17 protein-coding genes are annotated in these 14220 nt (G+C 66.5%); 7 read left to right on the forward strand and 10 right to left on the reverse strand.

The features are described from left to right. Positions 1 to 142: 142 nt before the first annotated feature. From BMX67_RS03315 to BMX67_RS03325, 3 genes are read left to right on the forward strand one after another with little or no spacing between them, the layout of a single operon-like run. On the forward strand, positions 143 to 1519 hold the full coding sequence (locus tag BMX67_RS03315; RefSeq protein WP_090732489.1) for a cryptochrome/photolyase family protein: 1377 nt from the start codon (positions 143 to 145) through the stop codon (positions 1517 to 1519). 3 nt (positions 1520 to 1522) lie between these two features. Next, the gene (locus BMX67_RS03320) at positions 1523 to 1921 is read left to right on the forward strand and encodes a DUF2177 family protein (protein WP_090732490.1); all 399 of its coding nucleotides are present in this window, start codon (positions 1523 to 1525) and stop codon (positions 1919 to 1921) included. Continuing rightward, positions 1921 to 2583 (forward strand): SDR family NAD(P)-dependent oxidoreductase, encoded by a 663-nt coding sequence (locus BMX67_RS03325; RefSeq protein ID WP_090732492.1) that lies wholly within the window; start codon positions 1921 to 1923, stop codon positions 2581 to 2583. Before BMX67_RS03320 ends, BMX67_RS03325 begins: the two co-directional genes overlap by 1 nt. On the opposite strand, the gene BMX67_RS03330 is transcribed toward BMX67_RS03325, so the two are convergent. From BMX67_RS03330 to mobA, 8 genes are all read right to left on the reverse strand, one after another. Continuing rightward, complete coding sequence (locus tag BMX67_RS03330; RefSeq protein WP_090732494.1) at positions 2584 to 3120, reverse strand: glutathione peroxidase; 537 nt, start codon at positions 3118 to 3120, stop codon at positions 2584 to 2586. A gap of 11 nt (positions 3121 to 3131) precedes the next feature. After that, on the reverse strand, positions 3132 to 3839 hold the full coding sequence (locus BMX67_RS03335) for a TspO/MBR family protein (RefSeq protein WP_090732495.1): 708 nt from the start codon (positions 3837 to 3839) through the stop codon (positions 3132 to 3134). Beyond that, complete coding sequence (locus tag BMX67_RS03340) at positions 3839 to 4579, reverse strand: SDR family NAD(P)-dependent oxidoreductase (RefSeq protein ID WP_090732497.1); 741 nt, start codon at positions 4577 to 4579, stop codon at positions 3839 to 3841. The genes BMX67_RS03335 and BMX67_RS03340 overlap by 1 nt, the downstream gene beginning before the upstream one ends. After that, positions 4576 to 5826, reverse strand: a complete 1251-nt coding sequence (locus BMX67_RS03345; RefSeq protein ID WP_175479796.1) for an MFS transporter — start codon at positions 5824 to 5826, stop codon at positions 4576 to 4578. The genes BMX67_RS03340 and BMX67_RS03345 overlap by 4 nt, the downstream gene beginning before the upstream one ends. Beyond that, entirely contained in the window at positions 5819 to 6979 is a 1161-nt protein-coding gene (locus tag BMX67_RS03350; RefSeq protein WP_090732500.1) for an SAM-dependent methyltransferase, read from the reverse strand. The genes BMX67_RS03345 and BMX67_RS03350 overlap by 8 nt, the downstream gene beginning before the upstream one ends. Positions 6980 to 6981: 2 nt before the next feature. Next, a complete protein-coding gene (locus BMX67_RS03355; protein ID WP_090732501.1) occupies positions 6982 to 7797 on the reverse strand; it encodes a DUF1365 domain-containing protein in 816 nt (271 codons plus the stop codon). Next, positions 7794 to 9101, reverse strand: coding sequence for an NAD(P)/FAD-dependent oxidoreductase (locus BMX67_RS03360; protein WP_245739140.1), 1308 nt, complete (start codon positions 9099 to 9101; stop codon positions 7794 to 7796). The genes BMX67_RS03355 and BMX67_RS03360 overlap by 4 nt, the downstream gene beginning before the upstream one ends. A gap of 160 nt (positions 9102 to 9261) precedes the next feature. Further along, positions 9262 to 9873, reverse strand: coding sequence for a molybdenum cofactor guanylyltransferase MobA (gene mobA / locus BMX67_RS03365; protein ID WP_090732503.1), 612 nt, complete (start codon positions 9871 to 9873; stop codon positions 9262 to 9264). Between the two features lie 93 nt (positions 9874 to 9966). Between mobA and BMX67_RS03370 the strand changes: the two genes are divergently transcribed. The 4 genes from BMX67_RS03370 to BMX67_RS03385 are packed head-to-tail and all read left to right on the forward strand — an operon-like array spanning position 9967 to position 12432. After that, positions 9967 to 10713 carry a MotA/TolQ/ExbB proton channel family protein gene (locus BMX67_RS03370; protein WP_245739148.1) on the forward strand — a complete coding sequence of 249 codons (747 nt, stop codon included), beginning with the start codon at positions 9967 to 9969 and terminating at the stop codon, positions 10711 to 10713. After that, on the forward strand, positions 10710 to 11105 hold the full coding sequence (locus tag BMX67_RS03375) for an ExbD/TolR family protein (RefSeq protein ID WP_090732506.1): 396 nt from the start codon (positions 10710 to 10712) through the stop codon (positions 11103 to 11105). The genes BMX67_RS03370 and BMX67_RS03375 overlap by 4 nt, the downstream gene beginning before the upstream one ends. Positions 11106 to 11108: 3 nt before the next feature. After that, entirely contained in the window at positions 11109 to 11489 is a 381-nt protein-coding gene (locus BMX67_RS03380) for a biopolymer transporter ExbD (protein WP_090732507.1), read from the forward strand. 4 nt (positions 11490 to 11493) lie between these two features. Then, on the forward strand, positions 11494 to 12432 hold the full coding sequence (locus BMX67_RS03385) for an energy transducer TonB family protein (RefSeq protein ID WP_090732509.1): 939 nt from the start codon (positions 11494 to 11496) through the stop codon (positions 12430 to 12432). 6 nt (positions 12433 to 12438) lie between these two features. Here the strand turns inward: BMX67_RS03385 and BMX67_RS03390 are convergent, their stop codons facing one another. Both BMX67_RS03390 and BMX67_RS03395 read right to left on the reverse strand, forming a co-directional pair. Then, positions 12439 to 12624: a hypothetical protein gene (locus tag BMX67_RS03390; RefSeq protein WP_090732510.1), complete on the reverse strand. Its 186-nt coding sequence runs from the start codon at positions 12622 to 12624 to the stop codon at positions 12439 to 12441. Positions 12625 to 12661: 37 nt separating this feature from the next. After that, positions 12662 to 14125 carry an MORN repeat-containing protein gene (locus BMX67_RS03395; RefSeq protein ID WP_090732512.1) on the reverse strand — a complete coding sequence of 488 codons (1464 nt, stop codon included), beginning with the start codon at positions 14123 to 14125 and terminating at the stop codon, positions 12662 to 12664. Positions 14126 to 14220: the final 95 nt, after the last annotated feature.

Raw genomic sequence — 14220 nt, forward strand, 5'->3', positions numbered from 1 at the left:
GATTGGGAATGCCCGACAAGGCTATAGCATTGCGCCCCCGGCTCACAATGGCGCAACTGTCGGACAGGCGTGGAAAATTCGGCCTTGGGCGAAACTTTCCGGCGGCTCGCGCGTGTCTATCGGTGAAGGACAGGAGAATTGAATGACGGTCATCTGCTGGTTCAGGCGCGTTCTGCGCCTTGACGATCACCCCGCGCTGGTCGCGGCGGCCAAGGCGGGCCCGGTGATCCCGCTGGTGATCCTTGATCCGGCCGAGGCCGCAAACCACCCCGCCAACGCCCAACGTCAGGCCATGTCCCTGCCCCGGCTGGAAGCCAGCCTGCATCAACGCCAGAACCGCCTGATCGTGCGTCGCGGCGACCCTGCCAAGGTGCTGGAAGACGTGGCCCGCGAAATCGGCGCGACCCAGATCCACACGACCGAGGGCTTTCCCTTCGCCAGCGATCACGGGCTGAAGGCTGCGGCGGAACGCGGCGGGGCCGAACTGCACCTGCATCCGCTGGCCGATCTGGTGCCGCGCGGTTCCGTGCTGACGCAGCAGGGGGGCATCTACAAGGTATTCACGCCCTTCTGGCGGGCATTGCGGGGCGTGGATATCGCACCGCCCTTGGACGCGCCCCGCCTGACCGCGCCCGAGGACTGGCCCGAAAGCGACGGGACCGACTGGCCCGAGGCACGGGCCGCCATGCGCCGCGGCTGGGATGTCGTGGCCGCCCATATCGACGCGGGCGAGGATCAGACCCGCGACCGGCTGGACGAGTTCCTGGACGATCCGGTCACCGATTACAAAACCCATCGCGACCAGCCCTGGCGCGCGCGCGGCACCTCGGCGCTGTCGGACGCGCTGGCCGTGGGTGAGATCAGTGCGCGGCGCATCTGGCAGGTCGGCATGGCCGCACGCGAACGCGGCAAGCAGGGCACCGAGGACTTCCTGCGCGAGATCGCCTGGCGCGAATTCGCGCGCGAGCTGTTTCACGAAGCCCCGCAGATGGACCAGACCTGCTGGCGCGAGGAATGGAACGAATTCCCGTGGAAACGCGACAATAACGACGCCGAAAGCTGGCGCCGCGCCCAGACCGGGGTGCCGATGGTCGATGCCGGCCTGCGCGAGCTGTTCGTGACCGGCCGGATGCATAACCGCGTGCGGATGATCGCGGGCAGCTATCTGACCAAGCATCTGCTGACCGACTGGCGGGTCGGGCTGGATTGGTTCGCGCGCACGCTGACCGATTGGGACGCGGCCTCGAACGCGATGAACTGGCAATGGGTGGCCGGATGCGGGCCCGATGCCTCGCCCTATTTCCGGGTGTTCAACCCAGATACCCAGGCCGAAAAATTCGACGCGCGCGCCCAGTATCGCAACCATTGGCTGAGACCCGACAGCGCGGGCGCCAAGGCGTTTCAGGACGCCGCGCCCCTGTCCTGGAAGATCGACCTGCGGCGCAACCACAGCCCGGCCATTTCCCTGTCCAGCGGTCGCGCCCGCGCCCTGACCGCCTATGAGGATTTCAAGGAGTAGATCATGCAGACCGCCATCCTGTATATCGCCACATTGGTGATTTTCCTTGCCGTCGACGTGGTCGGGATCAAGCTGCTGATCCGCCCGGTTTTTGAACGTCACATCGGAGATCTGCTGGCCGATCAGTTCCGGCTGGGTCCGGCGGCGGCCTTCTATGCGTTCTACATCATGGGGCTTTTGTATTTCGTGTCGCTGCCTGCCCTGCGGCAGGCGGCACCGGGCCAGGCGCTGTTCGGCGGGGTGCTGCTGGGCCTGATGTGCTATGGCACCTATGAATTCACCAGCTTCGCCGTGATGCGCGACTGGTCATGGCAACAGGTCATCGCGGATACGCTGTGGGGCGGGTTTCTGACCGGGCTGTCGGCCTGGGCGGGACTGGCCGTGGCGCGGATGGTGGGCTGATGCGGGCGCTGATCCTTGGTGCATCGGGCGGCATCGGGGCGGCGCTGTTGGCCACGCTGGAACAGGACGGCGCCACGGTCATCGGCCTGTCGCGCAGCGCCGATGGGCTGGATCTGACGCATGCGCCGTCGATCGCACGCTGCGCGGATGCCCTGACGGGGCGGTTCGACCTGATCTTCAATGCGACCGGTGCGCTGGTCATCGACGATCACCAGCCCGAGAAAAGCTTTGACGCCGTCGACCCCGATGCGATGGCCGCGCAATTCGCGCTGAACGCGACCGGAGCGGCGCTGGCGATCCGGCATTTCGCGCCGCTGCTGCGCGATCGGGGGCGGGCGGTCTTTGCCTCGCTTTCGGCGCGGGTCGGGTCCATCGGGGATAATCGGCTGGGCGGCTGGGTCGGCTATCGCGCGGCCAAGGCCGCGCAGAACCAGATCATGCGCACGGCCGCCATCGAATGGCGCCGCCGGAATCGTGACAGTATCTTTCTGGCGCTGCATCCCGGCACGGTGAAAACGCCGCTGACGGCGAAATACGCGGATCGCTATCCAACCATCCCGGCCAGCCGCAGCGCGCGTGCGCTGCTGGATGTCATCGCGGACCGGACGCCCCAGGACAGTGGCGGCTTCTGGGACTGGAAGGGGCAGCAGGTGCCGTGGTGATCAGCCCGACAGATAGGGGGAAAAGGCCTGACGGATCCCCGCGCCGCCGGGTTTGGCAAAGGACCGCCATGTGCCGATGATGCGCCCATCCGGGGCCAGTAGCACCTTGTTGAAATTCCAGTTCGGGGCAAAGCCGGTCTGATCCTTCACCCAGCGATAGAAGGGGTGCACATCGCCCTTGGCGACGTGAAGGATATCGGTCATCGGCAGGGTGATCCCATATTCGACCGTGCAGTATTCCTTGACCTTCTTGGCGTCGTCCAGTTCCTGGTTGAAATCATTCGACGGCACGGCAAGAACCACCAGCCCCTTCTTGCCTTCGGTGTCGTGCAGCTGCTGCATGTCACGCAACTGACCCGAAAACCCGCAAAGCGAGGCTGTATTCACCACCAGAACCGGCTTGCCGCGCCAATCCGCCGTGCGCAATCGGCCACCATCGATCGAGGGAAAGGTGAAGCTGGGCTGATCGGCAGCGGCCGCCCGCGATCCCAGCAGGGTGGCGACGGTCGCGCTGCCCAGAAAATGGCGACGATGCATATATGCTCCTCCTATGCGTGCGACCGGGCGCGCAGGGTTTGCAGGACCAAAAGCCCCGCCCCAACCGCGGCCACGGCCAGAACCAACCAGTTCCCCGCACCCGCATTCGCGACCATAATCCCGATCAGCGCCCAGATCACCCCCGCCGGATAGGCAATTTCGGCGGGTCGCGCGGCCTGAACGGCAAGCGCCAGCGCGGTCACGCCCGTCAGGCACAGGATCGCGGCAGGCGTTTCGCCCAACAGGCCGAAACCGCCCAGCACGATCCCCAGTGACGCGCCGCTGGCCGCCGTCAGCCAACCCGCATACAGCGCGGCGGGCCGCACCTGCCAGACAGCATCGCGCCGCCCCGCCAGCAGAAAGGCGGCCACCGCAAAGCCCAGCATCGCAAGGATCATCAGCGTCGCCAGCACCGGTGCGCGCAGGGCGGTCGGCAGCCAGAAGAACCCGATGCCCAGACTGATCAGCAAGGGCAATCTGCCCCTGCGCCAGTCGTCGTCATCCGCCGCGCGCCACAGGCCATAGCCCGCCCCGGCGATCAGCCAGGCATAGATCAGCCCCCAGATCGCGAATGCCCATCCCGCCGGCTGGATCGGCGGATCCTGTTGCGGCACCGGGAACAGGTCCGGGGGATAGCCCGCGAAATTGTCGAAGATCATCGGCGAGGCCGCAAAGGCCAGCGCGGCGATCAGCACCAGAAGCGCAAGAAGCCGGTTCATCACGCATCCTCGCGGCTAAGGCGCCGGGTCAGGCGCATCGACAGCCCATAGGGCAAGGCGCGGATCAGCTTCAGGCTGCGGGTCAGACGGTGCGGAAAATGTATCTCGAACCGGCGACCGGCCAGCCCGTCGCGAATGGCCTCGGCGGCCTTTTCGGGGCGGATGATGGCCGGCATGCGAAAATCGTTCTTTTGCGTCATGCGGGTATCGACAAATCCGGGGCAGATCAGCCGGATATCCAGATCCGACCGTTCGGCACGCAGGCTTTCGGCCAGATTGATGACCCCGGCCTTGGTCGCGGAATAGATCTGCCCCTGCGGCAGGCCGACATATCCGGCAACCGATCCGCACAGCGCCAGTTGCCCGCCCGGACGCAGCACCGTCGGCCCGATCTGGGCCATGTGAAAGCTGCCGGTCAGATTCACCTGAATGATCTGCGCGGCCTTGTCGGGGTTCAGATCGGCGATGCGCCCCGGATCATACAGCGCGGCCAGATGCACGATCCGGTCGACCTTGCCCGACAGCGCGATATTGGCCGCCGCCGCATCAAAGCTGCCGCGGTCCACCACGTCCAGCGGCTGAATATCGGCACCACCCAGTTCATCGGCCAGTTCCGCCAATGGCGCGCGGTTGCGGGCCGACAGGATCAGGCTTGCGCCCTGATTTGCGTAAAGGCGTGCCAGTTCCCGTCCGATGCCGTGGCTGGCGCCGACGATCCAGATCCGTTCACCCGTGGTCACATCCGGCCCTTTCGATGCAGATAGATCAGCAGCCCGATCGCCAGCGCCCGCAGGCACAGCGGCAACAGGGCATAAAGCCAACGTAAAGCATCCAGCGCCTGTTCCGAATTCTGCGCCGCAGGGCGAAACCCGATCTGCGCCAGAAGCGGCAGCGCGATCGCCCCCGACAGCGCCAGCGCCGCCTTGGTCAGAAAGGCCAACCCGGCATGGGCGCGGGTCGCCGCACCCGCCGCATTCGCCGCGCCCAGACGTTCCGACAGGATCGCGGGCGGCAGGACAAGATCGGCCCCGAAGGTCAGCCCGGTGACAATGCAGACAAGAAAGAACAGGCCCACCGTCCCGTCCCCCAGGCCAAGCGCGCCAGAAAAGCCAAGGATCGACAGGCACAGTGCCGCGACCCAGATCCGCGTCGCCCCGTGGCGTTCCGCCAGCCATGCCGACAGCGCGGCCCCCGGCAGCGCGGCGATGAAATAGGTCAGCAGAAAGGCCCCGGTCAACGCCTCGGCCCGCAACAGGTCGCGAACCACCATCAGGATCAGCGCGGCCGGAAAGGCCGCCGACAGCAGGACCAGCGCCGCAACCGCAAAGAAACCGATCAGGCTGCGCAGATCGACCGGCTGGCCCGGCACGCGCGATAATTCCAACCGGGCGGATTGCTGCCAGCGCAGGAACAGCGGGATCGTCGCGGCCAACCCCATGATCAGCACCGCCGCCAGCGCCAGAAGCGCCGCCCCTCGCCCCATGCCGGGGGCCAGCAGCGCGGGCAGCGCCACCGCGATGATCAGTCCGATCAGGCCCAGCCCTTCGCGCGTGCCGCTGATCCGGGCCTTGGCAGCAGGATCGCTGCGCCACAGCCCGCCGAACGTCATCAGATTGACCGAAATCAGGCTATGGCCAAAACTTGCCAGCACCATCATCGCCGCAAACCATATCAGCACGGGTGCCGCCGGCGGCAGGAACAGCCCCGCCACCCCCACGGACAGCAGTACCGCGCCCAGCAGGATCATCGCCGGCCGCCGCCCCGGCCAGCAATCGCCCGCCCAGCCGACAACCGGATCCTGCACCGCATCGATGATCCGCAGCACGCCCAGAACCGCGCCCAGTGCGGCCAGCCCCACCCCCATCTCGGCGGCATAGTAATCGGGCGCGTGGATATAGATCGGCAGCCCGCCCACCGCCAAAGGGGCCGCCAGCGCGCCATAGGTCAGGCAGTCGAAGCGCGCCGGACCCGAGACCGGCCTAGGCATGGGCCAGCTGATATTGCACGACATCGGTGCGCCCGACCTCGAACGAGGCGGCGCAGGCGGCCAGATAGAACCGCCAGACCCGGACAAAGCGATCATCGAAGCCCAGCTTGCGGATCTCGGGCAGTTGTTCGTCGAACCGGCGCAGCCATTCGCGCAGCGTCCGGGCGTAATCGCGGCCAAAGCCAAAGGCGTCCTGCACCGCCAGCCCGGCGCGATTGGCCTCGGCCACGAAACGCTGCGGCGCGGGCAGCATGCCACCGGGAAAGATGAAGCTGCGGATCATGTCGCCGCCCTTGCGATAGCGGTCGAAATAATGGTCGGCCACGGTGATGACCTGCACCACCGCCCGCCCGCCTTGGGCCAGCGCCTGCCCCAGCTTGCCGAAATAGGTGGGCCAGTATTTTTCGCCCACCGCCTCGAACATCTCGATCGAAACGATATGATCGAACTTGCCCTGTTCGTCGCGGTAATCCTGCAGCGCGATCTCGGCGCCGGTGCCCAGACGGTTGCGGGCATATTCGGCCTGCTCGGTCGACAGAGTCAGCCCCTTGGGCGCAAAATCGCCGCGTGCCAGCGCCCGTTCGGCGAACCCGCCCCAGCCGCAACCGATTTCCAGCAAGCGCCCCGAACTGGTGCCCAAAGCATCGATGATCCGGTCATATTTGCGCGTCTGCGCCCCGGCCAGATCATCGCCCGGCGCATACAGCGCCGAGGAATAGGTCATCGTCGGATCCAGCCACAGCCGATAGAAATCATTGCCCAGATCGTAATGGGCCGCGATGTTGCGACGCGATCCGGATCTGGTGTTGCGGTTGAACAGATACAGCACCTGCGCGGCCATGCCGTAGATGCGCCGCCCGTAGATATAGCTGTCCAGCACATCCTCGTTCAGCAGCGCCAGCGTCAGCAGCGCCTCTAGGTTCGGGGTGTCGCACCAGCCGTCGCGATAGGCTTCGGTCAGGCCGATATCGCCCCGCGCCGCCAGCGCCGGGATGGTCCGCCAGTCATGCAGGATCAGCGTCGCATCGGGGCCGGGTTCGACCCCGCCAAAGCGGTGGATCCTGCCTTCGGGCGTTTCGATGGTCAGCACGCCCTTGCGCACACCCTCGGCGGTTTTCAGGAATTCCTGCTGCAGCTTCTGTTGAAAGATCATGCCTACCCCCTGACATCGCCCTGTTCATTTGCGGCCCTGCCGCTTGCGGTCGAGCTGCGCCGCGACAGTTGCACCGGCTTGCTGCGGTATCTGGCGCCGCGCGCAAACAGTCGTGCCGCCTGTAGATGGATCAACCCCATCACTTTCTGGGACTGAAACGGATGGCGCAAGGCCGCGCCCCGGATGCTGGACCCGTCCAGATCGCGCGCAGGCCCCACCATCGAGGTGCCAAGGCTGCGGCTGCCATCGGCGGCGGTCCAATCCACCCAGGCGCCGAAACGCCCCGGCCCGGTATCGAACCGGAAACGATAGCCCCCCGATCGCGGCAGGAAGGGCGAGACATGGAACAGCTTTTCCCCCGCCAGCCGGTCGCCGGGCGCAATGGGCCGCAGATCGTCGTGATGGCACAGATACAGATGCCGCTCGCCAAAGGTGTTCGACACTTCGGCAAGGACCGCCCGCAGATCGCGCCCCGGATCGCGGCACAGCCAGAAGCTGACCGGGTTGAACCCATAGCCGGAACTGCGCGGCAGGGTCACCAAGGTCACGTCGCTGGCCTGCGACAGCCCTGCCGGGTTCAGCAGATCGGCAATGAAATCAGACAGCGGCCGCCCGTCGCGATACCCGTAATCGCGCCGCCGGATCGACCAGATCCCTGCGCGATCCACTGCCAGAGGCAGATCGCCCGCATCGATGGCGCGGACCGGCAGGGCCAGATAGGTGGCACGGTATCTGAAGTCGCGCGGCAGGTCGCCGCGCCGCCCGTGCCAGATCCGTGCGTCGATCACCCCGCCCTGCCAAAGATCGGTCGTGGTCATGCGGCCTCTGCCTCTGCCGCCCAAGGGTCCTGACCCAGGGGCCATTCGATTCCCATGGCCTGCGCGACCCGCAGGGCCGACAGCAGCCCGTCTTCGTGAAACCCATAGCGGGTCCACGCCCCGGCATAATACACCCCGCCCCGCCCCTGAATCGAGGGCAGACGCGATTGCGCCCGGATTGCCGCCTCGTCGAACAGCGGGTGATCCAGCATTGCCTGATCATGAATGTCGCGCGGTTCGGATTCCGGGTTCAAGGTCACGATCAGGGGCTTGTCGGTCGTCAGGTTCTGCAACCTGTTCATCCAGTAGGACAGGCTGATCGGCGCGTTCGGATCGGGGCGACGCGCCTCGGTGATGTAATTCCACGCGGCCCAGGCGGCCTTGCGGCGCGGCATGAAGCGTTCATCGGAATGCAGCACCATGCGGTTCGGCTGGGTGCGGAACCTGCGCAGGATCTGTTCTTCCTCGTGGTCGGGATGGTCCAGCATCGCCAGCGCCTGTGGCGCATGGGTCGCGATGACCACGCGGTCAAATCGCTGTGGGCCATGCGGGCTGACGACGGTCACACCCTCGTCGTCGCGCAGGATCTTGAACACCGGCGCCCCCAGCCGCACCCGGCCCTGAAGCCGCGACAGGATCGCCTGAACATAGGCGCGCGACCCGCCGGCGACGGTGCGCCATTCCGGCTGACCGCTGACCGACAGCAGCCCGTGATTGTCAAAGAACCGAACAAAGCTGGCCGCCGGGAAATCCATCATGCCCCCCGAGGGCGTGGACCAGATCGCCCCCGAGATCGGCAGCAGGAACAGATCGCGGAAATCATCGCCCAGCCGCAGCTGTTCCAGCATGTCGCCAAGACTAAGCCCGCTGCCCTGATAGGCCATCGCCTGCCGGAAAAAGCGCAGGATGTCGCGCAGCATCAGCAGATGGCGCGGATCCATCGCCCGACGCGGCTGCGCGAACAGCGCCCGCGTGTTTCCGGTGCCGTATTCATAGCGCCCGCCCCCGAAACTGGCGGAAAAGGTCATGTCCGAAGGGCCGGTCGCCACGCCCAGATGATCCAGCAGCGGCATGAACAGCGGATAGGTCCGGCGATTGCAGACGATAAAGCCGGTATCGACCGCCGTCTTGCCGACCTGCACCGTGCGGGCATGACCGCCGGGGCGCGGCTCGGCCTCGAACAGGGTCACGTCATGATGCGGGTCCAGCAGCCATGCCGCGCCAAGGCCGGAAATGCCGCTGCCGATCACGGCGATCTTGCGGCGCAACGGGGTGGGACGGATGGGCTTCACGGTAATCGTCACATGCGTTCTCCTGCTGGGTATGGGAACACACGGACGACGAGAGGAAACTGATGCAGGAAAATGACAAATCCTCTCGAAAAAACCTGATCGATATCACATCATAAACCGCAAATACGCAAATGGTTGCATGTGAACAGAAAAATCTGTTGGCGGTGGCGCCTTAGGGCAGATCGTGACGCGACAGGATCGACCGGGCGTGATCCAGCTGGGCGGGCGTGTTCACATTGTAGAACGGATCGACAAAACCGGCGGGCCAGATCACACGCGTCGCGCCATGCGCCTGCGTGAACCCGCGCACACGCCGTTGCCCCGCACTCAGCCAGTCGCGCAGATCATGGCGCAGCCCCGTGGGCCACAATCCGATCGTCGGATGATCGCGCAGCACGCCCCGATCGTCAGGGCTGGCTGCCAATGCCAGCCCGCCGACGCCGGACAGGCGGGCGGTCAGGTCGGGCGGCAGGAACGGTGTATCGCCCGCCACGGTCAGCACCGATGCCGCACCAAGTCCCGCGGCCCAGTCCAGCGCAGCCAGAACCCCCGCCAGCGGACCGGGCTGATCGGGCAGGCTGTCGGGCAGCACCGGCAGCCCCAGATCGGCAAAGCGCGCCGGATCGCCATTGGCGTTCAGCGCGACCCGCCCCGCCTGCCCTGCCAGCCGAGCCTGTACATGCGTCAGCAGGCAGCCCGCACCAAAGGGCAACAGCCCCTTGTCGCCGCCACCCATGCGCGACGACCGGCCTCCGGCAAGGATCACTGCGGGCGGTTTTTGCATCATGCTTCCTTCTTGGACATGCTAGTCTTGGGCGGCAAGCGAATTCCGGGGCCATTACTTGACATCTTTAGTCGGATTATTTAGCGCCACGTCATGAAAGGCCGCGATGCGGTCGACCTGCCGCTGCGCCACCAGCCTGAAGGAGCCACCCCGATGACCCAGTTTTCCTCTGCCCTCGGTGCGCTGCCGCTGTTTGGCATGATCCGCGATGGCGGCTGGACGATGTGGCTGATCGCGCTGTTGTCGGTCATCACGCTGGCCGTCACGCTGTGGAAAGTCCTGTCGCTATGGCATCAGGGCGTCTGGGGCGGCACGCATTCGCGCCGCGCCGTCGACCTTTGGGGGCAGGGCCGCCGCGCCGAAGCGCTGGCACAGGTCAAGGGCCGCCCCTCGGCACGGGCGCGGGTCGCACAGGCGGCGATCGGCACGATGCTGGATCCCGCGATCGACGAAGCCACCGCCCGCGAGGAAACCACCCGCGTCGCCCGTCAGGCGCTGTACCGGTCGCGCGAAGGGCTGCGGATCCTGGAACTGATCGCCACCATCGCCCCGCTTCTGGGCCTGCTGGGCACGGTTCTGGGCATGATTTCGGCCTTTCAGGTCTTGCAAGAGGCAGGCAGCCGCGCCGATCCCTCGGCCCTTGCCGGCGGTATCTGGGAGGCGCTGTTGACGACCGCCGCCGGCATGGCCGTCGCAATTCCGGCAGGCGTCGCGCTTAGCTGGTTCGAATCGATCTCGGATCGGTTGCAGGCGGATCTGGAGGATCTGGCGACGCGCATCTTCGTGAAGGCGGCCGATGCACCGGCAACCCCGCAGCGCCATCTGGAGGCCGCGGAATGAACCAGCCGGGCTTCAGCCTTGGCCCCCGGCGGCATCCCCGCCGGATGTCGCTGACGCCGATGATCGACGTCGTTTTTCTGCTGCTGATCTTCTTCATGCTGTCCTCGCGCTTTGGGCTGGACGCGGTCCTGCCCATCGCGGGCGGTGCCGAGGGGGCAGGCAGCGAATGGCAGGGCGCACCGCGCCTGATCGACGTGGCCCCCGATGCGGTGCTGCTGAACGGCGTTGAAACCGCGCAGACGGATCTGCCCGATGCGTTGCGCCCGCTGATGCCCGACGATGGCGGCGCGGTGATCCTGCGCCCCCGCGACGGCGCCGATCTGCAACGCGTCGTCAGCGTCATGGATGCGCTGACCGTCGCCGGGTTCGGCAACATCATCCTGGTCGAATAAGCCATGCAGATCCAGATGCCCCGCCGCCGCCAGAAAGGCGAAACGATCATCCCGATGATCAATGTCGTGTTCCTGCTGCTGGTGTTCTTCCTGCTGACCGCGCAGATCGCGCCGCCCACCCCGTTCGAGGTCACGCCCCCCGACAGCGCCGCCGATCAGGCCGCGCGGGATCAGGATGTGCTGTATGTCTCGGCCACGGGCGAGCTGGCCTATAACGCGGCGCGCGGCGAGGATGTCTGGCCGCTGATCGAGGCGGGCGATCCGGCGCAGCCACTGGAAATCCGGGCCGATGGCGCGGTCGAGGCGACGACCGTCGCGGCCCTGCTGAAACGCCTGCGGGCCGCCCGCGAGGCGGGGGCGCAACTGGTCGTGAACGGAGGCTAGGCCAATGCGGCGAGCATGGGAAATCGGCGGCTTCGTGACCATCGCGGCGGCATTGCATGTCTCGGCCGCGGCGCTGATGCTGCCTGACGAACTGGCCAGCGGTGCGCCGATGGATGCGCCCCCGGCTGCGCTGTCGGCAGGATCGGGCCAGATGGCCGAACTGATCGCGGCATGGGAAACCCCGCCCGAGGCCGCCGAGGTGTCGGAACTGGAAACGCCCGAGGATGTCACCCAGCCCGACCCCGCCCCCACAGCGGACCGCGCCCCGCAGATGGCGGCGATGACGCCCGCGCCGATCGCAACGCCCGAGGTCGTCCCCGTGCGTCCGAATCTGCCCGAACCGCCGCCCGATCAGCCGCAGGTCACGCCCCCCGAACTGCCGGAGCTGCAAAGCTTTGATCCGCCCAAAATCCCGGTCGAACCGCAATCCGATCTGGCGCTGCAGGCGTCGGAACGGCCGCTGAACCGCCCGGCGCGACCCAAGCCGCAGGCCCAGCAACCCAAACGCGCGGCCAAGCCCGATCCGCAGCCTGCGCCAAAGGCGCAACCCGCCCAGCAACAGCGTGCCGCCCAAAGCGGTGGCGGCGCCGGCGGCAGCGCGACCCAGCGGTCTGCCGGGGGCGGTGGCGGCGGACAGGCCCTGTCGGCCAGACAGCAGGCCAGCCTGATGTCGCAATGGGGGGGGCAGATCCGCAATTGCATCAGCCGCCGCGCCGCGGCCCCGCGCGGGGTGCGTCAGGGCGGGCGTGTCACGCTGTCCCTGCGCATCGGGCGCAACGGCGCCGTGCAGGGCGTCGGCGTCGCCGGTTCGTCAGGCGTTCCGCAACTGGATCAGGCGGCGGTCAACGCGGCGAAACGGGCCGGGCGCTGTCCCGCCGCCCCGGCGGGGCTTGGCGATGCCAGCTACAGCTTTCAATTGCCGATCAATCTGCAGGTCCGCTGATCCGGCCTAGTCGCGGCGCAGACGCGGGGCATGCCAGTCGCCGCGCTGCGCCTGACGGTGCAGATCCAGCGAATCTTCCAGCAACGCCTTGCCCCAGGCGGCGCGCTGTTCGGGTGGCAGGCGGCGATTGCACTGCGCCAGTTCGGCCGCGTCATTGGCCAGCAATTGCAGCTCGGCCACGAAATCGGTCATGGCCGCGCCGTCCGGTTCGGGGCCGCAGGCAAGGGCATCAGTTCGCCGCCGCCTCGGACGGCAGGGCCGGGGCCGCGGCGCCGTCATCTGGCGCGGTTTCGGTGCCCTCGTCGGACTGGATCAACCGATTGTCCTGCCATTCACCCGATGCGACCTGACCCGTGGCATAGCGCATGACGCCCTGCCCCTGCCGCTTGCCCATCTCGAAGCTGCCTTCATAGCGGTCGCCATTGGCATAGGTCGCGACACCGTCGCCGTCGATCTCGCCCCCCTTCCAGCCGCCTTCATAGACAAAGCCGTCCGGCGTGGTCAGCTTGCCCTGCCCTTCGCGCAGCCCGTTGACGAAGGCACCGGTATAGACCGTGCCATCGGCATAGGTGGCCTGCCCCTCGCCGTGGCGCTGACCGTCCTGCCACGCACCGGAATAGGTGTAGCCGTCCGGATAGGACATGCGGCCCTGGCCGTGATTGCGGGCATTCCTGAAGCTGCCCTCATAGACCATGCCATTGGCATAGGTGGCCTTGCCATCGCCCTCGATCACGCCATTGGCCCAGGCACCCTGATAGGTGGATCCATCGGGATAGGTGATCTTGCCGGTGCCATGGGGCCGGTCGTTCTGCATCTGACCGGCATAGACCGAGCCGTCGGGATAGGTGATCTGGCCCTGCCCCTCCATCCGGCCCTCGACCCAGTCGCCGCTATAGACATAGCCGTCAGTGCCGGTGAACGTGCCCTTGCCGTGGCGGCGATCGTTCTGAAACTGACCGTCATAGACATCGCCATTGGCATAGGTCGCGATGCCCGCACCCTCGCGTTTGCCGTTCTGCATCTGACCGTCATACTTGTCGCCCGAGGCCTGCACCAGAACCCCGCTGCCCGACATCTGCCCGGCAGCCCAGATACCGTCATAGACCATCCCGTCCGCCATGGTCAGCTTGCCACGCCCGGCGCGCTGGCCGGCCAGCATTCCACCTTCGTAGACGGCCCCGTCGGGATAGGTGATCTTGCCCTGACCTTCCTTGACCCCGGCCTTCCAGTCACCTTCATAGCGATAGCCGTTGGGCTGGGTCAGCACCCCCTTGCCCTGATGCAACCCCTTGACGAACTGCCCCTGATAGCTGCTGCCATTGGCATAATTCGCCACGCCCTCGCCGACGATTTCGCCCGCGACCCACTGGCCCTCATAGGTGCCGCCATCGGCATAGGTGATCTTGCCCTGACCATCGGGTTTGCCCTTGGCGAACTGACCTTCATAGACCGAACCATTGGGAAATTCGGCGCGGCCCTGCCCCATGATCTGGCCCTCGACCCAGTCGCCCTCGTAGCGATAGCCGTTGGGCAGCACATAGCTGCCCTGCCCGTGCTGACGCCCGTTGCGGAACGTGCCTTCGTAGACGCCGCCATCGTCATATTGCTTGGTGATGACCTGCGCCTCGGCCGCGGTCAAACCTGCCATCAGCCCGAACGCCAATATGCCTGCTTTTGTCGCTGCCCGTTTCATCGCCCGTGCCCTTCGCCTTTTGCCCTTGGTCTATCGCAAGCGCGGCGCTGCGCAAAGCCCGACTTTTCCTTTCAGGAATGATCCCCTATCACTGG

The organism is Paracoccus homiensis (genome assembly GCF_900111675.1).
Classification (GTDB): Bacteria; Pseudomonadota; Alphaproteobacteria; order Rhodobacterales; family Rhodobacteraceae; genus Paracoccus; species Paracoccus homiensis.